Source organism: Brenneria rubrifaciens (assembly GCF_005484945.1).
GTDB lineage: Bacteria > Pseudomonadota > Gammaproteobacteria > Enterobacterales > Enterobacteriaceae > Brenneria > Brenneria rubrifaciens.
Genome location: NZ_CP034035.1, coordinates 1,514,807 through 1,530,077 on the forward strand (window position 1 = coordinate 1,514,807; position 15,271 = coordinate 1,530,077).

Consider the following 15,271-nt stretch of genomic DNA (forward strand, 5'->3'; position numbering starts at 1 on the left):
CCATGGTGACATCAACGCGGTGGTGAAATGGCGATCAGTGAGGATCGCCAGTCATGAATTACTGTCTGAATATATCCTCAACGTAGTGAGGTTTACCGCGCCAGAACTGTGGAGGCGCGCTTACTTGAGCGCCCAGCCTGGCAGCCGCATGCCACGGCCAACGTGGGTTAAAGAGGATCGCACGAGCCAGCCCGACCGCATCGGCTTCGCCCGTCGCAACAATGGCTTCTGCCTGTTCAGGTTCGGTGATTAGCCCGACCGCTATCGTCTTCATGCCGGCTTCCTGTTTAATGCGCTGAGCATAAGGAACCTGATAGTTTGGCCCCGGACGAATTTGCTGGTTCGCAGACATCCCGCCGCTGGAAACATGAACAAAATCGCAGCCTAGTTTATGTAAGGCTTTACAGAGCTCGATGGATTGCGCCAAATCCCAGCCGCCGTCAACGCCGTCTGTTGCCGAGATTCGCACACCTACGGCTTTATGGGCGGGGAAGACGTCACGTACCGCCTGATAAATCTCTAGGAGCAGACGCAGACGGTTCTGCAATGAACCGCCATATTTATCCGTACGTTGATTGGCCAGCGGAGAAAGAAACTGATGCAGTAGGTAGCCGTGGGCGGCGTGCAGTTCTATCAGGTCAAAGCCGAGACGATCTGCACGTTTTGCCGAGTCGACAAAAGCAGCCGTCAATTCACGAATCTGTTGCTCCGACAGCGCCTGCGGAGCGTCATCAGTATCATGGTAAGGGATCTCTGAGGGCGCCACGGTCTGCCATCCTCCTTGTTCTAGACGCAGAAAATCGCGTCCTCCCCAAGGAACATCCGTTGACGCCTTGCGCCCGGCATGCGCAAGCTGGATGCCCAGCGGCATATCTGAATAGCGTTTCACCGCCTGAATAACAGGCGCAAGAGCCTGCTCCGTTATGTCATCCCATAATCCCAAGTCTTTGGGAGAGATGCGGCCTTCCGGTACCACTGCCGTCGCTTCGATGATTAACAACCCCGCACCTGAGTGCGAAAGGTTACCTAAATGCATGGTGTGCCACGCCGTTGCTTTACCCTCATCCGCGGAATATTGACACATAGGCGCAATGATAATGCGGTTAGGCAACGTAAGTTTACCAAGAGAGACGGGAGAGAATAGCTGACTCATAGTGACGACCTTAGATTGTGGTTTTCTCATAAGATCTGGAGGAGAACGATCCAGGTTAAAAAACATGATGCTCTGCGTACAATGAGATCACTATTTCATATTATGCCGCCTATTTCACGTCCTGACAGCGGCGACGCTATCAGGTATGATGCCGACGGTTTTGTCCGTCAGATCAGGTTGGGACGGCGGAAAGCAATGATTAGCCTTAATGAAGACAGGAAGAGTACACCATGCCAGTGTTACATAACCGGGTTTCCAATAAGGAACTGAAAGCGCGTATGCTTGCAGAAACCGAGCCGCGCACAACAGTTTCTTTCTACAAATATTTTACGGTTGATGAGCCGAAAGCGTTCCGCGATCGTCTGTATATTCAATTCCAGCAATTAAATGTGTTTGGTCGCGTCTATATCGCGGCGGAAGGTATTAATGCTCAAATCAGCGTGCCGAATAATCATTTTGACGCGTTTAAAACGGTATTGTTCAACGCACATTCCGCGCTTGATCGGATTCGCCTGAATATTGCTCTGGACGATGATGGAAAATCGTTTTGGGTTCTGAGAATGAAAGTCCGTGAGCAAATTGTTGCGGATGGGATTGACGATCCCACGTTTAATCCGGCGAATGTCGGCCAATATCTGAAAGCCGAGCAGGTTAACGCGATGGCCGAGGACCCTAACACGCTATTCGTTGATATGCGTAATCACTACGAATATGAGGTCGGGCATTTTGAAAATGCAATAGAGGTGCCCTCCGATACGTTTCGCGAGCAGCTCCCGATGGCGGTGGAAATGCTTAATAATAAGCGTGATAAAAATATCGTCATGTACTGCACCGGGGGGATTCGGTGCGAGAAAGCGAGCGCTTTTATGCTGCATCATGGTTTTGAAAATGTTTACCATGTTGAAGGCGGTATCATTGAATATGCTCGTCAGGCGAAAGCGAAAGGATTACCGCTGAAATTTATGGGTAAAAACTTTGTTTTTGATGAGCGGATGGGGGAACGTATTTCTGATGATGTCATCGCCCATTGCCATCAGTGCGGTACCTCTTGTGACAGCCACATTAACTGCCGTAACGAAGGCTGCCATCTGTTATTTATTCAGTGTCCGTCCTGTGCTGAAAAATATGAAGGGTGTTGTAGCGCTAACTGCCAGGAAGAGATGAAGCTTCCGTTGCCGGAACAGAGGGTAAGGCGCAGCGGCCGCGAAAATGGAATGAAAATTTTTAATAAATCTAAAGGGTTATTGAAATCTAACTTGCATATCCCTTCTCCTTCTTCTGATGAAAGTATGGAATAGGTTCAGTAAAAAGCCCTTTCATAACAGAAAGGGCGGGTACGGTAATCCCGGTGGCGCGTCAGCGTCACCTTATTTCTGACGAATGCCTTCAACAGAAATAATCAATTCCACTTCCTGAGATGCAGGGCCCAGGTCGGTCGTAATGTTGAAGTCTTTCAGCTTGATTGTGCCTTCAGCTTCAAAACCGGCACGGTAATTACCCCATGGATCATCACCCTGACCCATTAGTTTTGCATCCAGCTTCACTGGTTTAGTGACCCCGTTGAGGGTCAGATTGCCGGTGATATCGAATTCATCACCGTCTTTTTTCACTTCCGTCGATGTAAATGTTGCCTGCGGATATTTCGCCACGTTTAAGAAGTCCGCGCTGCGGATGTGTTTGTCACGCTCAGCGTGATTGGTATCGACGCTATTAGTATTGATGGAGACACTCACTTTATCTGCCGCAGGGTTCTTTTCGTCGAAAGTAAAAGAACCGTCAAAATCATTAAAACCACCATAAAGCCAACTGTAACCGAGGTGTTTGATGCGAAATTCGATAAATGCGTGCTGGCCTTCTTTATCAAACTTGTAATCTGCCGCAAGTGCAGAACTGGCGGAAGCCAATAAAGAAAGAGCAGTCAGGCTGAGCAGGGTTTTCTTCAGCATTGGTTTTTCTCCATAAATTTATAAGGTTAAGAGATGTTGCGACCCAACATCCGTTTCAACGTCGTATCACCATCAATAAAGTGGTGCTTTAATGCGGCTAAACCGTGTAGTGCTGAGAGAGCTACTACCACCCAGGCAAGATAAAAATGCACGGTGCCTGCGATATCGGCTTGTTCCGCCAAACCGCTTACTATGGCCGGAACAGAGAACCAGCCAAAAACTGAAATAGGTTGGCCTTCCGCAGTAGAAATCAGATAGCCGCTGATTAAAATGCCAAACAGCATGACATATAAGGCGATATGTACCAGCGTGGCACTGACGCGGGTAAAGGTAGAATAGCTGCTTAATGGCGTTGGCGGCGGGGAAATAAAGCGCCAGAAAACCCGGAAAATGATCGCAGCGAACAACAGGATACCGATGCCTTTATGAATTTCAGGCGCCCGGTGATACCACACGTCATAGTAGCCTAATGTCACCATCCAGAGTCCCAACGCAAACATGCCGTAAATAGTCAGTGCGGATATCCAGTGAAGAAGAATGCTGATATGTCCGTAACGGGAAGAGGTATTGCGCCAAAGCATGATGAGAGCTCCTCTCATAAAGATAACGTTATCAACTAGCCAAAAACTAAACATGAAAAAAAGCAAATGCAATATAAAATTTCAATTCGTTACGCTATTGCGATGTCGGACAATTTTTTTGAATTTAAATTCATGTTTTATTCAATACAATCAACATAGATGACGGAAAAATAAGTCCGCCATCGAGAATCATTTTAATAGCGTAAGGCGGGTAACCGCCTTTATGTGAATAAATTGTCCCATTAATAATTTATTTATTAGCTGATTAATGATGCACCCTGTGATTATTTTTTATGCTGTGACGAGAGATATTAACAGCGCATAAAATAACAACACCGTCATGAGGACGGTGTTGTTATTAATCATGGAATGAGATAAATCTGGTATTAAAAATATTAACAAGCGATATCAACAACTAATGCTTACGATAATCACTGGACTGGTAATCAGTTGATTCGATTTTAGCAATGCCGGCTTCAAGTATGTATATCAGTTGCCTGGCCACATCGGTTGTTAACCATAACGTCCGGTCAACTTGTGCTTCGTCTGGTGTTTGATCCGCAGTGGATAAGTAGTGTAAACGGATCATCATGGCATCATAACTGTCAACGGTGCTGATGTCCCAACCTACAAGAGGATGTGTCTGAATAACTTCACTTTTTCTATCCATAATTACCCCTTAATGACTAGTTACTAACATGAGTGACTAACGAGGTTTAAGACGTCCCCTTATTTAGAAGGGCCGCTTTAGTATATCGTTGCTTATTTAATTTATGGAAAATATTTTCAAGTTTTTTGCAAAAAAATTGGCGGAGGACAATTAAAGCGTTTGGGACGAATACCCGCTTGCCCCAAACGATAATGCGATAGAAGAGAAAAAACATGAAAACACTACTCGGTATTTAGACCTGCATTTTTCTCTAATGTATCAACAAAACGGGCAAGACTTTTTTTCATCAAAGGGTCACGGGTTTCGTTTTGTGATTCCAATTCCAGCTTATGGATCATAAGTTGGATCTCTTTTTCATCAAGACAGAACACCAGGGACGAAAATGCGAGCTCCAGAACATCGATTTTTCGCTGCTGTTCAGCGATTAACTCGAGCAGTTCACCGAATGTCATCGCTTCTTCTGGCTTTTCAACTGTCATAATAGGTATCCTCCGTCCTAACACATTGGCGAAATGCCCATATTAACTCACTGTACATTTATCGGGTATAACTTATCATCCAGCCAAGGCTCTCGACAGACGGAACACCATGCTTGTGGGTAAAGCATAGGTGGTGCTGTAGAAATCCTATGTATTAACACGCACAGTCAGTTTTTTCTTACTCATTCGGGTGTAAACCAGTCATCGGCACTTTCCCAGGTTTCTTGCAGAATCTCAGAAATATGGTCTTTATCATTTTTATTCGCCCCCAAGACAGACAGGTTATTGACGCCGGCATAGCGTACCTGAACAGGCGTATCGGGATAATGCCTATGAATGCGCTGCGCCAGTTCACGTCGCAGCGCTTCTAAGGCACCGGTAGGTAAAGGAGATGACTTTGAAAGGGTGATTTCGACACGCATAACTGCCTCCAAATTTTAACTGTTTATTTATACAGCTCATCATGGGAAAGAACAAGCTATGCAGGAAAATTCAACCCATTACCATGAGATTGATAGAGGGATGTTCTATCGAACAGACCAATTCAAGCTTTGTCCAGCCATGAAAGGAATCAATGACTCACTCTCCATCGATATTTCTTCCGGGAAGGCGGTTGGCTCTCGGTAAAGCTCGATCCAGTCTTCATTGACCGGTAAACCGTAGAAACGCGGACCATTCAGTGAGCAGAAGGCTTCAAGTTTTTTCAATGCGCCCATTTCCTCGAAAACGGTAGCATAAGCGCTTAAAGCGGCGGGAGCGTTAAAAACGCCAGCGCAACCACAGTTTGATTCTTTTTTGTGTCTGGTATGTGGTGCCGAGTCGGTGCCGAGGAACAATCGTTCACAACCGCCAGCAACGGCTTCGCGTAAGGCTTGCTGATGGATATTCCTTTTAAGAACAGGCAGGCAATAAAGATGCGGGCGGACGCCGCCAACCAGCATATGGTTACGGTTGAACATCAGATGCTGAGGCGTAATGGTCGCCGCAAGATATTCGTTACCTGAGACAACATACTGCACGGCTTCTTTGGTGGTAATGTGCTCAAAGACGACCTTCAGTTCGGGAAACTGTTTGCGCAAAGGTTTCAGGGTTGATTCGATAAATCTCGCTTCGCGATCAAAAATATCAACGGACGGATCGGTAACTTCGCCATGGATCAGCAGAGGCATGCCGATCTCCTGCATCTTTTCCAGTGTAGGTGCAACATTGGCTATGTTTGTAACACCATGGCTGGAGTTGGTTGTGGCATTGGCCGGGTATAGTTTGGCGGCGGTGAATATGCCTTGCTCAAAACCACTCACCACTTCGGTGACATCCAGGGTGTCCGTCAGATAACAGGTCATCAGAGGATGAAAATTATCGCCTTCTGGAATAGCGGCAAGGATACGATCGCGATAGGCAATGGCGCTGGCTACGCTGGTAACCGGTGGCGTCAGGTTTGGCATGACAATAGCACGGCCGAAAAAACGACTGGTATAGGGAAGAACCGTTTTCAGCATCAGATCGTCACGCAAATGAATGTGCCAATCGTCAGGACGGCGAATTTTAAAAAAAGTGGGCTGTGCGGTCATGGAATAGCGCTCCGGCGGTCAGTAAGAATACATCATCTGTCAGTGGATTGGGGACTAATACGGCGGGGAATAAGAATAAGCGCAAAGTCTTTAGAATGCATCCGTTTGTTGCTGAATGCTTGAAATTAAGGCGCAATTGGACTTTCATAATGGCACTTTTTAATCAATTGAATAAAGGACTATCATGGAAATTCGGATCGTTGCCAGTGTACAAGCGAAAGCGAAGTTTGTTGAAAATGTGACCGCCGCGGTGAAAAACGTTGTAGAGCCAAGCCGTCAGGAGCCGGGTAACCTCCAGTATGATCTCCATAAAGAGGTCGATATACCGGGATCTTTTGTGTTTATTGAACGTTGGAAAAGTCAGGAAGCACTGGCGGAACATGAGCAAACCGCGCACTTTAAGCGCCTGATTGTTGAACTGGAGGGTAAAACGCAAAGCCTGGTGATAAGACGGCTTAATTACCTGGGATGATGAGACGTTTTGGGATTAGTAAAAAACACCCGCCAAATTCGGCGGGTGTTTTGCATGATGACAGGCGGATGTATCTTATTCGCTGGCGGCGGTCGGTTTGGTTGCGGGGGCCGTTGCCTGATTAACCGCAGCGTGGCCGCCTGCTGCGCCTTTCCCTGTGAATTGATACTCAGGGCGGACCCAATCGCTATGACGTACTTGCTCCGGCTGATAATCCGGTGCCGGCGCTTTAGTCATCGGTGCTGTCGCAAGATGTTTGTAACGAGGAGAATCAACGGCGTTAGCCAAAGGTCGGGCGGCTGTCACGACCGGTTCTGGCTGGCTGATGGGCTCTTCTGCCGGAACTGCTGCTGCGGTTTTGAGGATGTCCGCCGCGTCGTTAGAAACGTTTGCCGCGGGACTGACGGTTTCACCCTCTACAGTATCGCTCACAGTAGTCTCAGCAGCTTTCACGTCATCCTCTGCCGCTTCAGTGACGCTGGCTTCCTCAATCGTTTCTGCAATGGTAGGCGCTTCAGTTGACTCCGCAGCAATGATCGGTTGTCCATCCGACGATTGAGAGGGGGTGTCTTCCTGTGCCTGAGGTTCAGGCGTTTGTTCAGCAGAAAGCGCATTCCCATATTCTAGCTCGTCAGTTTCTGAAGAGGCTGAGGCGGTTGCGGGTGTTTCACTAACCGCCTGAGCGAGTGGCGAGTCCTGCTCGACGGTTTCAATAACCGGCGCGATATCTTCAACAATGGCGGGCAGAAGCGGTGAGGCTGAAATCGCCACGTCATCTTCTTGCAAGGTACTCTCAGCCTGATCCAACGGATAAGCTTGTGATACAGGGTAGCTTACCCACACTTTGCCTGACGCCATTTCTGGCGATGCGGCCGCGTATTCCAACGGCATCGGCGATTGTAACGGGTAACGTTCATCACGGTAACGACGGCGACGTTGGCCACTGACGCGCAGATGTCGAGGGGAACGGCGTGAACGGCGCGGCATACCGCCACTCTCGGCGTTCGCACGGTTGGTGTCCGTTGATTGCTCACTGCCGGTTTCGTTACTCTCTACCGAATTAACGGATTCCACCGCAGGTTTAATTGGTGCAGGTATGGCTTCAACCATTACGGCTGGCGTAGCGTCAGCGGCGGTATCCAGATCGCTTTTAGATTGAATCCGAACTTTTTGCGTCAATTGACGGCGCTGGCGGCGCTGCATAATCGGTGCGGGCTTCTCCTGCTCGCCGATGCTGTCTTCGGTTTCCTCGACTATCGCGTTTTGCGCTTTGGCTTCCTGCTGTGGCTGACGTTTTTCATCCTGACGACGACGCTGACGTTCTGCACGGGGCTCCCGGCGTGGTTGCTCGTCGGATGCGGTTTTCTCCGTATCATCCGCAACACGTGTTTCAATGACGGTTTCAGGCGGTTGACGCTTGTTACGGCGCTGATCTTCGCGCTGTTCACGATGATCGCGGGAACCACGATCGCGGCGATTATTACCCTGACGACGCGGATGGCGACGCTCCTGTCGTTGACTTTCATCCGCGGTGGCAGGTGCGCTGTCATCGGCAGCGGCGTTGGCTGTTTCGGCAGGCGCATCGGGTGCAAAAATGCCTTTCAACGAACTCAGAATGCGGCTGATAATACCAGACTGTGCCGCTGTGGCTGGTTTTACTGCCGGCGCGGTTTTCGTTACGACAGATTCTGTTTCTTCTTCGGCCACAGGCATATCTGTCATAGTGAATGTCGCCAGTGCGGGCTGTTCAGGCTGCTTACGTTCAACAGTCTGTTCTTCCTGCAATTGCTGCGTCTCGGTTTCTAGTCGCTGGGGCAACAGGTAGCTGAGCGTCGTCTTTTCTTCACCTTTCCGCACCCGCACCACAGAGTAGTGCGGTGTCTGCATGCCATCGTGCGGAACGATAATGGCGCGTACGCCACCTTGACGCATCTCAATGGCATTTACGGCATCGCGCTTTTCATTCAACAGATAGGAAGCGATAGGAACGGGAACGATCGCGTGAACTTCTTTGGTGTTCTCTTTCAGCGCCTCTTCTTCAATCAGACGCAGAATAGAAAGGGAGAGTGATTCATTATCACGCACGGTGCCGGTGCCGCTGCAACGAGGGCAAACGTGATGGCTTGATTCGCCCAATGAGGGGCTCAGGCGCTGACGTGACATTTCCAACAGGCCGAAACGTGAAATACGGCCAATCTGAATGCGAGCGCGATCCTGCCGCACCGAGTCACGCAGGCGATTTTCCACTTCACGCTGGTGTCGAACCGGCGTCATGTCGATAAAGTCGATAACGATCAAACCGCCCAAGTCGCGTAAACGCAACTGTCGGGCGATTTCATCGGCAGCCTCCAGATTGGTGTTGAAGGCTGTTTCTTCAATATCACCGCCGCGTGTGGCGCGGGCCGAGTTGATATCGATTGCCGTCAACGCTTCGGTGGTATCAATGACGATAGACCCTCCGGACGGCAGACGCACTTCGCGCTGGAAAGCCGATTCGATCTGGGATTCGATTTGATAATGGCTGAACAGAGGAATTTCACCACTGTACAGTTTGATTTTGCTGCTGAAATCTGGACGGCCAAGCGCGGAAATATGCTCCTTGGCCAGATCGAGGACTTTAGGGTTATCGATCAGGATCTCGCCGATGTCAGGACGTAAATAGTCGCGGAATGCGCGTACAATGACGTTGCTTTCCTGGTGGATCAGGAAAGGCGCTGAGCGACCTTCCGCCGCTTTCTTGATGGCTTCCCAATGCTTCAGCCGGAACGCCAAATCCCATTGCAGCGCTTCGGCGGATTTGCCCACGCCCGCGGTGCGAACAATTAATCCCATACCGTCCGGTAACTGCAACGAACCCAGCGCTTCTTTCAACTCTGTGCGGTCATCACCTTCGATTCGGCGGGAAATACCGCCGGCGCGAGGGTTGTTTGGCATCAAGACCAGATAGCTGCCGGCCAGACTGATAAACGTTGTCAGTGCTGCGCCTTTATTACCTCGCTCTTCCTTATCGACCTGAACAATGACTTCCTGACCTTCACGCAATACATCTTTGATGTTAGGGCGGCCATGAGAGGAATAGTTGTTGGGGAAATATTCGCGAGCGATTTCTTTAAGGGGGAGAAAACCGTGTCTTTCTGCGCCGTAATCGACGAAAGCGGCTTCGAGACTGGGTTCAATACGGGTGATTTTACCTTTGTAGATATTTGCTTTCTTCTGCTCATGACCGGGACTTTCGATATCCAAATCATACAGCCGTTGACCATCAACCAAAGCAACACGCAACTCTTCTTGCTGAGTTGCGTTAATCAACATTCTCTTCATCTTTAACTTACTCGTTATTTTTACTTGCATTATTGATAGAGCTGCGGACAAAAAGAACCGCATGACCGGAATGAACCGATGGCCTCGTGGCTTATCGCAGGGACGTCAACCTCCCGGTTGTCGCCTGCATAGAGACGCATGTTTCGGTAGCCTGTATTTCCTGGTGGAAAACAGCGCATTTACTGAGGGAACAGCTTCTGAATAATGTTGCCAGATCTGATTCCATTAGCCGGCCAAGCTGCAATCCGCAGCCCGCTAACTGCTTGATTACACATTACGTCTTACGCCATTGCTGCGTGTGTGTGTCATCAGGCAAACTTAATAATTCCGCAATTTCCCTTGTTTTGGTGAAAATCAGCATGGAAAACGCAAAAGCATTATTCCATTGCTGACACTGTTATAGCAAGGTGACTTTGCCTGTCGGTATCAAGATAGTTGTGCTGCCATCACTCAAACTGGTAGTGGTTGAAACTAAAATCAGCCAAACCTGCCGATGTAACAATATCTTCATAGCTCAGACACACAGTTAAGCACAGAAAAAGGAGTGGCGCTATCCGGCCGCTCTATTTAGAATCGCGCATCATGAAAACAGACAATCCTTCAGTACAATTTGTGACGATCTCCGCCGATGAGGCCGGGCAGCGTATTGACAACTTTTTGCATACCCATTTAAAAGGTGTGCCTAAAAGTATGGTTTACCGCATTTTGAGAAAAGGTGAGGTGAGAGTAAATAAAAAGCGGATAAAGCCAGAATACAAATTGCTGGCCGGGGATGAAATCCGGATTCCCCCCGTCAGACAGGCCGAGCGTGATGAAACGCCGGTTTCGGCCAGTCTTGGAAAAGTGGCCGCGCTGGTTGATTGCATCATCTATGAGGATGACCATCTGATGGTGCTTAATAAACCGTCAGGTACGGCGGTACATGGCGGCAGCGGATTAAGTTTCGGCGTGATAGAAGGCTTGCGGGCGCTGCGCCCTGAAGCCCGTTTTCTTGAACTGGTTCATCGTCTCGATCGTGACACATCCGGTGTACTGCTGGTGGCCAAGAAGCGTTCGGCGCTGCGTTCGCTGCATGAGCAGTTGCGTCTCAAAGGGATGCAAAAGGATTATCTGGCGCTGGTTCGCGGGCAATGGCAGTCGCACTGTAAAGTGGTTCAGGCGCCATTGCAGAAAAATATGCTTCAGAGCGGCGAGCGCATTGTTCGTGTGGATAGCGAAGGTAAGCCGTCGGAAACGCGGTTTAAGGTTGAAGAGCGTTTTGATGAACTGGCGACATTGGTTCGCGCCAGTCCGGTAACCGGTCGGACCCATCAGATCCGCGTTCATACTCAATACGCGGGACATCCGATCGCCTTTGACGATCGCTATGGAGAGCGGGAATTCGATCGACAACTGGCAGCGACAGGGCTAAAACGTCTCTTTCTGCATGCGTCGGCGTTACGCTTTGAGCATCCCAATACGGGGGAAACACTCAGAATTGAAGCGCCGCTGGATGAACAACTGCGCCGTTGTCTGCAAGTATTGCGCAATGCAAAAGCCTAATCTCGCCATCCTTTCAGGATACCCAGGTGTTAAAGGTATCCTGAGCGATTAGCCTCTAGTCAGCGGATTTATCCCCTCTTTTTTCAGCATCTCTGTCAGTGCAATCAGTGGTAATCCCATCAGCGTATTAGGGTCGCGGCCTGATAGCCGCTCAAACAGGGCGATACCTAAGCCTTCGCTTTTGAAGCTGCCAGCACAGTTCCAGGGCTGCTCCTGTTCCAGATAACCCTCAATTTCATCATCGGTCAGCGTTCTAAAGTGAACCTCGAAAGGTTCGACAATGTGTTGCATACGCTGCCGGGCACTATTAAACAGTGCCAACCCGGTATAAAAAGAGACACATTTCCCGCTGGCTTCACGTAACTGTCGTACCGCGTTAGGTTTATTATGTGGTTTTCCTGTAATAAGATTTCTCAATATGCACACCTGATCGGAACCAATGATCAGATGATGAGGATAGCGTTGGGCAAGGACTCTGGCTTTGCTTTCAGCAAGGCGGGCAACCAGTGCGACGGCTTCTTCACCAGGAAAAGAGGTTTCATCAACCTCAGGATTCGCGCAGATAAAAGGGATGCCAAGCTTTTCCAGCAGTATTTTTCGATAAGGCGATGTGGAAGCAAGAACGATCTGATGCATAATTTTTTATAAACCATAGCGTAATGATAAAAGGCATTTTAAACTGTGCACCGCTCTGGAAGCGAATATTGGTGATGAGGTTGTGCTTCACAGCCTTTTTCTTTGACTCTATGTCGTTACAACGTTAATATGCGCGCCCTATGCAAAAGGTAAAATTACCCCTAACCCTTGATGCGGTTCGCACTGCCCAAAAGCGTTTGGATTATGTCGGTATCTATACGCCCGAACAGGTGATGCGTGTCGCTGCGTCAGTGGTGAGTGTGGACAGTGATGTTCAGGCTTCTTTGTCTTTCAATATTGATAATCAACGCCTGGCGGTGATTGACGGTAGCGCAGATGTAAGGGTGACATTAATGTGCCAACGCTGCGGAAAGTCATTTGAGCATCAGGTCCACACGACGTTTTGTTTTAGCCCGGTCATCAATGATGAACAGGCCGAAGCGTTACCGGAAATGTATGAGCCGATCGAAGTTGACGAGTTTGGCGAAGTCGATCTGCTGGCGATGATTGAAGATGAAATTATTCTAACGTTGCCTATCGCTCCGGTACATGATTCTGAACACTGTGAAGTGTCCGAAGCGGACATGGTGTTTGGCAAGTTGCCTGAAGAGGCAGAAAAACCAAATCCGTTTGCCGTATTAGCCAGTTTAAAGCGTAAGTAATTAAGGAGTAAGGTCCATGGCCGTACAACAGAATAAACCTAGCCGTTCCAAACGTGGTATGCGTCGTGCTCACGATGCGCTGACCACTTCCTCTGTATCCGTAGATAAAGTTTCTGGCGAAACTCATTTGCGTCACCACATCACCGCGGACGGTTACTACCGCGGTCGCAAGGTCATTGCCAAGTAATTCTTGCAAATTATTTAGCAAGGCAATACCTTGACACGCCTAACTCTGGCGTTAGATGCGATGGGCGGGGACTTCGGTCCCCGCGTTACAGTGCCTGCTGCATTGCAGACACTGGCTTCTAATCCAGGACTCAGTCTGTTATTAGTCGGCGATCCTGCTGTGATCGCGCCATTACTAGCCAAAGTCGATTCTGAACTGTTATCCCGGTTAGAAATCGTTCCGGCCGAATCGGTTATTGCCAGTGATGCTAAACCGTCGCAGGCTATCCGCGCCAGTCGCGGCACCTCGATGCGTATCGCACTAGAACTGATTAAAGACGGGAGAGCAGAGGCTTGTGTCAGTGCGGGAAATACCGGCGCGTTAATGGGATTGGCTAAGCTCTTGATCAAGCCAATTGAAGGAATTGAGCGTCCGGCGCTGGTTTCCATTTTGCCTCATCAGCGGCATGGCAAAACTGTCGTGCTCGACTTAGGCGCCAACGTTGACTGTGACAGCACGATGCTGGTTCAGTTTGCGGTTATGGGGTCAGTGATGGCGGAAGAGGTGCTTGAACTGAAAAATCCCCGGGTCGCGTTGCTGAATATTGGCGAAGAAGAGAGTAAAGGCCTTAATAATATCCGCGATGCAGCAAGCCAATTAAAGATCACGCCGTCAATCAACTATATTGGCTACCTCGAAGGCAATGAATTGTTGACAGGGAAGACGGATGTCATGGTCTGTGATGGTTTTGTCGGTAATGTCACGCTGAAAACCATGGAAGGCGTGGTAAGGATGTTTCTGTCGTTGTTGAAATCCTCTCCCCCTAATACCGACCACAAGCAAAAACAGTCCTGGTGGTTGAAATGGCTGGGACGTTTGTTACAAAAGCGCTTATCAAAGCGTTTCGGACATTTGAATCCAGACCAATATAATGGCGCATGTCTGTTAGGATTGCGGGGAACCGTAATCAAAAGCCATGGCGCAGCGAACCAGAGAGCGTTTGCTGTTGCCATTGAACAGGCAATGCAGACGGTACGACGGCAGCTCCCGGAGCGAATTGCTGCCCGTCTAGAAGACGTATTACCCAAAAGTGACTGAGCGTACATGTATACAAAAATAATCGGAACGGGCAGTTATTTGCCAGAACAAATCAGGACGAATGCTGATTTAGAAAAGATGGTGGAGACCTCTGACGAGTGGATCGTTACGCGTACCGGAATTCGTGAACGCCGCATTGCAGCCCCAGATGAAAATGTCGCTACCATGGGAGGCCATGCCGCGAAAAAAGCGCTCGAAATGGCTGGCATTGATAAATCGAAGGTCGGTTTGCTGATTGTTGCGACGACGTCATCGAGTCATGCGTTTCCAAGTTCTGCCTGCCAGATTCAACAGTTGCTCGATATAAAAGATACCATTGCATTCGATCTGGCTGCCGCTTGCGCGGGTTTTACTTATGCATTAAGCGTTGCCGATCAATATGTCAAACATGGCGCGGTTGATTATGCGTTGGTTGTCGGTTCCGATACTTTGTCACGTACGCTTGATCCTGACGATCGCGGTACGCTTATTCTGTTTGGCGATGGTGCCGGTGCTGTCGTATTGGCGGCATCGGAACAACCGGGGATTCTGTCCACACATCTGCATGCGGATGGCCGCTACGGTCAATTACTGACGTTGCCTCATCAGGATCGTGCCAATCAGGAGACACCCGCTTATCTCACAATGTCAGGCAATGAAGTCTTCAAGGTCGCGGTGACTGAACTGGCGCACACCGTTGAAGAAACGTTACAGGCCTCACAGTTGGATAAAAGCCAATTAGATTGGTTGGTCCCACATCAGGCCAATTTACGTATTATCAGCGCGACGGCGAAAAAGTTAGGTATGGGAATGGATAAAGTGGTGGTGACGGTGGAACGTCATGGCAACACTTCTGCTGCTTCTGTTCCGTCTGCTTTGGACGAAGCGGTGCGTGACGGACGTATCAAGCCTGGGCATCTGGTCTTGCTGGAAGCCTTTGGCGGCGGCTTTACCTGGGGTTCCGCACTGGTTCGTTTTTGATTAAACAGGATTTT

16 protein-coding genes are annotated in these 15,271 nt (G+C 49.2%); 7 read left to right on the plus strand and 9 right to left on the minus strand.

Annotated elements, in window-relative coordinates:
• Window positions 1-58 precede the first annotated feature (58 nt).
• Entirely contained in the window at window positions 59-1,153 is a 1,095-nt protein-coding gene (locus EH207_RS07105) for an NADH:flavin oxidoreductase/NADH oxidase (protein WP_137713345.1), read from the minus strand.
• A gap of 230 nt (window positions 1,154-1,383) precedes the next feature.
• Here EH207_RS07105 and trhO point away from each other — a divergent pair, with 230 nt between their 5' ends.
• The gene (trhO, locus tag EH207_RS07110) at window positions 1,384-2,451 is read left to right on the plus strand and encodes an oxygen-dependent tRNA uridine(34) hydroxylase TrhO (protein ID WP_137713346.1); all 1,068 of its coding nucleotides are present in this window, start codon (window positions 1,384-1,386) and stop codon (window positions 2,449-2,451) included.
• Window positions 2,452-2,520: 69 nt separating this feature from the next.
• On the opposite strand, the gene EH207_RS07115 is transcribed toward trhO, so the two are convergent.
• From EH207_RS07115 to pyrC, 6 genes are all read right to left on the minus strand, one after another.
• Window positions 2,521-3,096, minus strand: coding sequence for a YceI family protein (locus tag EH207_RS07115; RefSeq protein ID WP_137715294.1), 576 nt, complete (start codon window positions 3,094-3,096; stop codon window positions 2,521-2,523).
• A 29-nt stretch (window positions 3,097-3,125) separates the two neighbouring features.
• Entirely contained in the window at window positions 3,126-3,680 is a 555-nt protein-coding gene (locus EH207_RS07120) for a cytochrome b (RefSeq protein ID WP_137713347.1), read from the minus strand.
• Window positions 3,681-4,095: 415 nt separating this feature from the next.
• Entirely contained in the window at window positions 4,096-4,350 is a 255-nt protein-coding gene (gene bssS / locus EH207_RS07125; protein ID WP_137713348.1) for a biofilm formation regulator BssS, read from the minus strand.
• Between the two features lie 221 nt (window positions 4,351-4,571).
• Window positions 4,572-4,829 (minus strand): hypothetical protein, encoded by a 258-nt coding sequence (locus tag EH207_RS07130; RefSeq protein WP_137713349.1) that lies wholly within the window; start codon window positions 4,827-4,829, stop codon window positions 4,572-4,574.
• 182 nt (window positions 4,830-5,011) lie between these two features.
• Window positions 5,012-5,251 carry a DNA damage-inducible protein I gene (gene dinI, locus EH207_RS07135; protein ID WP_137713350.1) on the minus strand — a complete coding sequence of 80 codons (240 nt, stop codon included), beginning with the start codon at window positions 5,249-5,251 and terminating at the stop codon, window positions 5,012-5,014.
• A gap of 105 nt (window positions 5,252-5,356) precedes the next feature.
• Window positions 5,357-6,400, minus strand: coding sequence for a dihydroorotase (gene pyrC / locus EH207_RS07140; protein WP_137713351.1), 1,044 nt, complete (start codon window positions 6,398-6,400; stop codon window positions 5,357-5,359).
• A gap of 184 nt (window positions 6,401-6,584) precedes the next feature.
• Between pyrC and EH207_RS07145 the strand changes: the two genes are divergently transcribed.
• Window positions 6,585-6,872, plus strand: coding sequence for a putative quinol monooxygenase (locus EH207_RS07145; protein WP_137713352.1), 288 nt, complete (start codon window positions 6,585-6,587; stop codon window positions 6,870-6,872).
• 75 nt (window positions 6,873-6,947) lie between these two features.
• Here the strand turns inward: EH207_RS07145 and rne are convergent, their stop codons facing one another.
• Window positions 6,948-10,193 (minus strand): ribonuclease E, encoded by a 3,246-nt coding sequence (gene rne / locus EH207_RS07150; RefSeq protein WP_137713353.1) that lies wholly within the window; start codon window positions 10,191-10,193, stop codon window positions 6,948-6,950.
• Window positions 10,194-10,775: 582 nt separating this feature from the next.
• Here rne and rluC point away from each other — a divergent pair.
• Complete coding sequence (rluC, locus tag EH207_RS07155) at window positions 10,776-11,735, plus strand: 23S rRNA pseudouridine(955/2504/2580) synthase RluC (protein ID WP_137713354.1); 960 nt, start codon at window positions 10,776-10,778, stop codon at window positions 11,733-11,735.
• A 48-nt stretch (window positions 11,736-11,783) separates the two neighbouring features.
• Here the strand turns inward: rluC and EH207_RS07160 are convergent, their stop codons facing one another.
• Window positions 11,784-12,371 carry a Maf family protein gene (locus tag EH207_RS07160; protein ID WP_137713355.1) on the minus strand — a complete coding sequence of 196 codons (588 nt, stop codon included), beginning with the start codon at window positions 12,369-12,371 and terminating at the stop codon, window positions 11,784-11,786.
• A 140-nt stretch (window positions 12,372-12,511) separates the two neighbouring features.
• On the opposite strand from EH207_RS07160, the gene yceD reads away from it, so the two are divergent.
• From yceD to EH207_RS07180, 4 genes are read left to right on the plus strand one after another with little or no spacing between them, the layout of a single operon-like run.
• Window positions 12,512-13,033: a 23S rRNA accumulation protein YceD gene (yceD, locus tag EH207_RS07165; RefSeq protein WP_137713356.1), complete on the plus strand. Its 522-nt coding sequence runs from the start codon at window positions 12,512-12,514 to the stop codon at window positions 13,031-13,033.
• 16 nt (window positions 13,034-13,049) lie between these two features.
• Complete coding sequence (rpmF, locus tag EH207_RS07170) at window positions 13,050-13,220, plus strand: 50S ribosomal protein L32 (RefSeq protein WP_009112338.1); 171 nt, start codon at window positions 13,050-13,052, stop codon at window positions 13,218-13,220.
• Window positions 13,221-13,250: 30 nt separating this feature from the next.
• Complete coding sequence (gene plsX, locus EH207_RS07175) at window positions 13,251-14,297, plus strand: phosphate acyltransferase PlsX (protein WP_137713357.1); 1,047 nt, start codon at window positions 13,251-13,253, stop codon at window positions 14,295-14,297.
• A gap of 6 nt (window positions 14,298-14,303) precedes the next feature.
• Window positions 14,304-15,257 carry a beta-ketoacyl-ACP synthase III gene (locus EH207_RS07180; protein ID WP_137713358.1) on the plus strand — a complete coding sequence of 318 codons (954 nt, stop codon included), beginning with the start codon at window positions 14,304-14,306 and terminating at the stop codon, window positions 15,255-15,257.
• The last annotated feature ends 14 nt before the right edge of the window (window positions 15,258-15,271 follow it).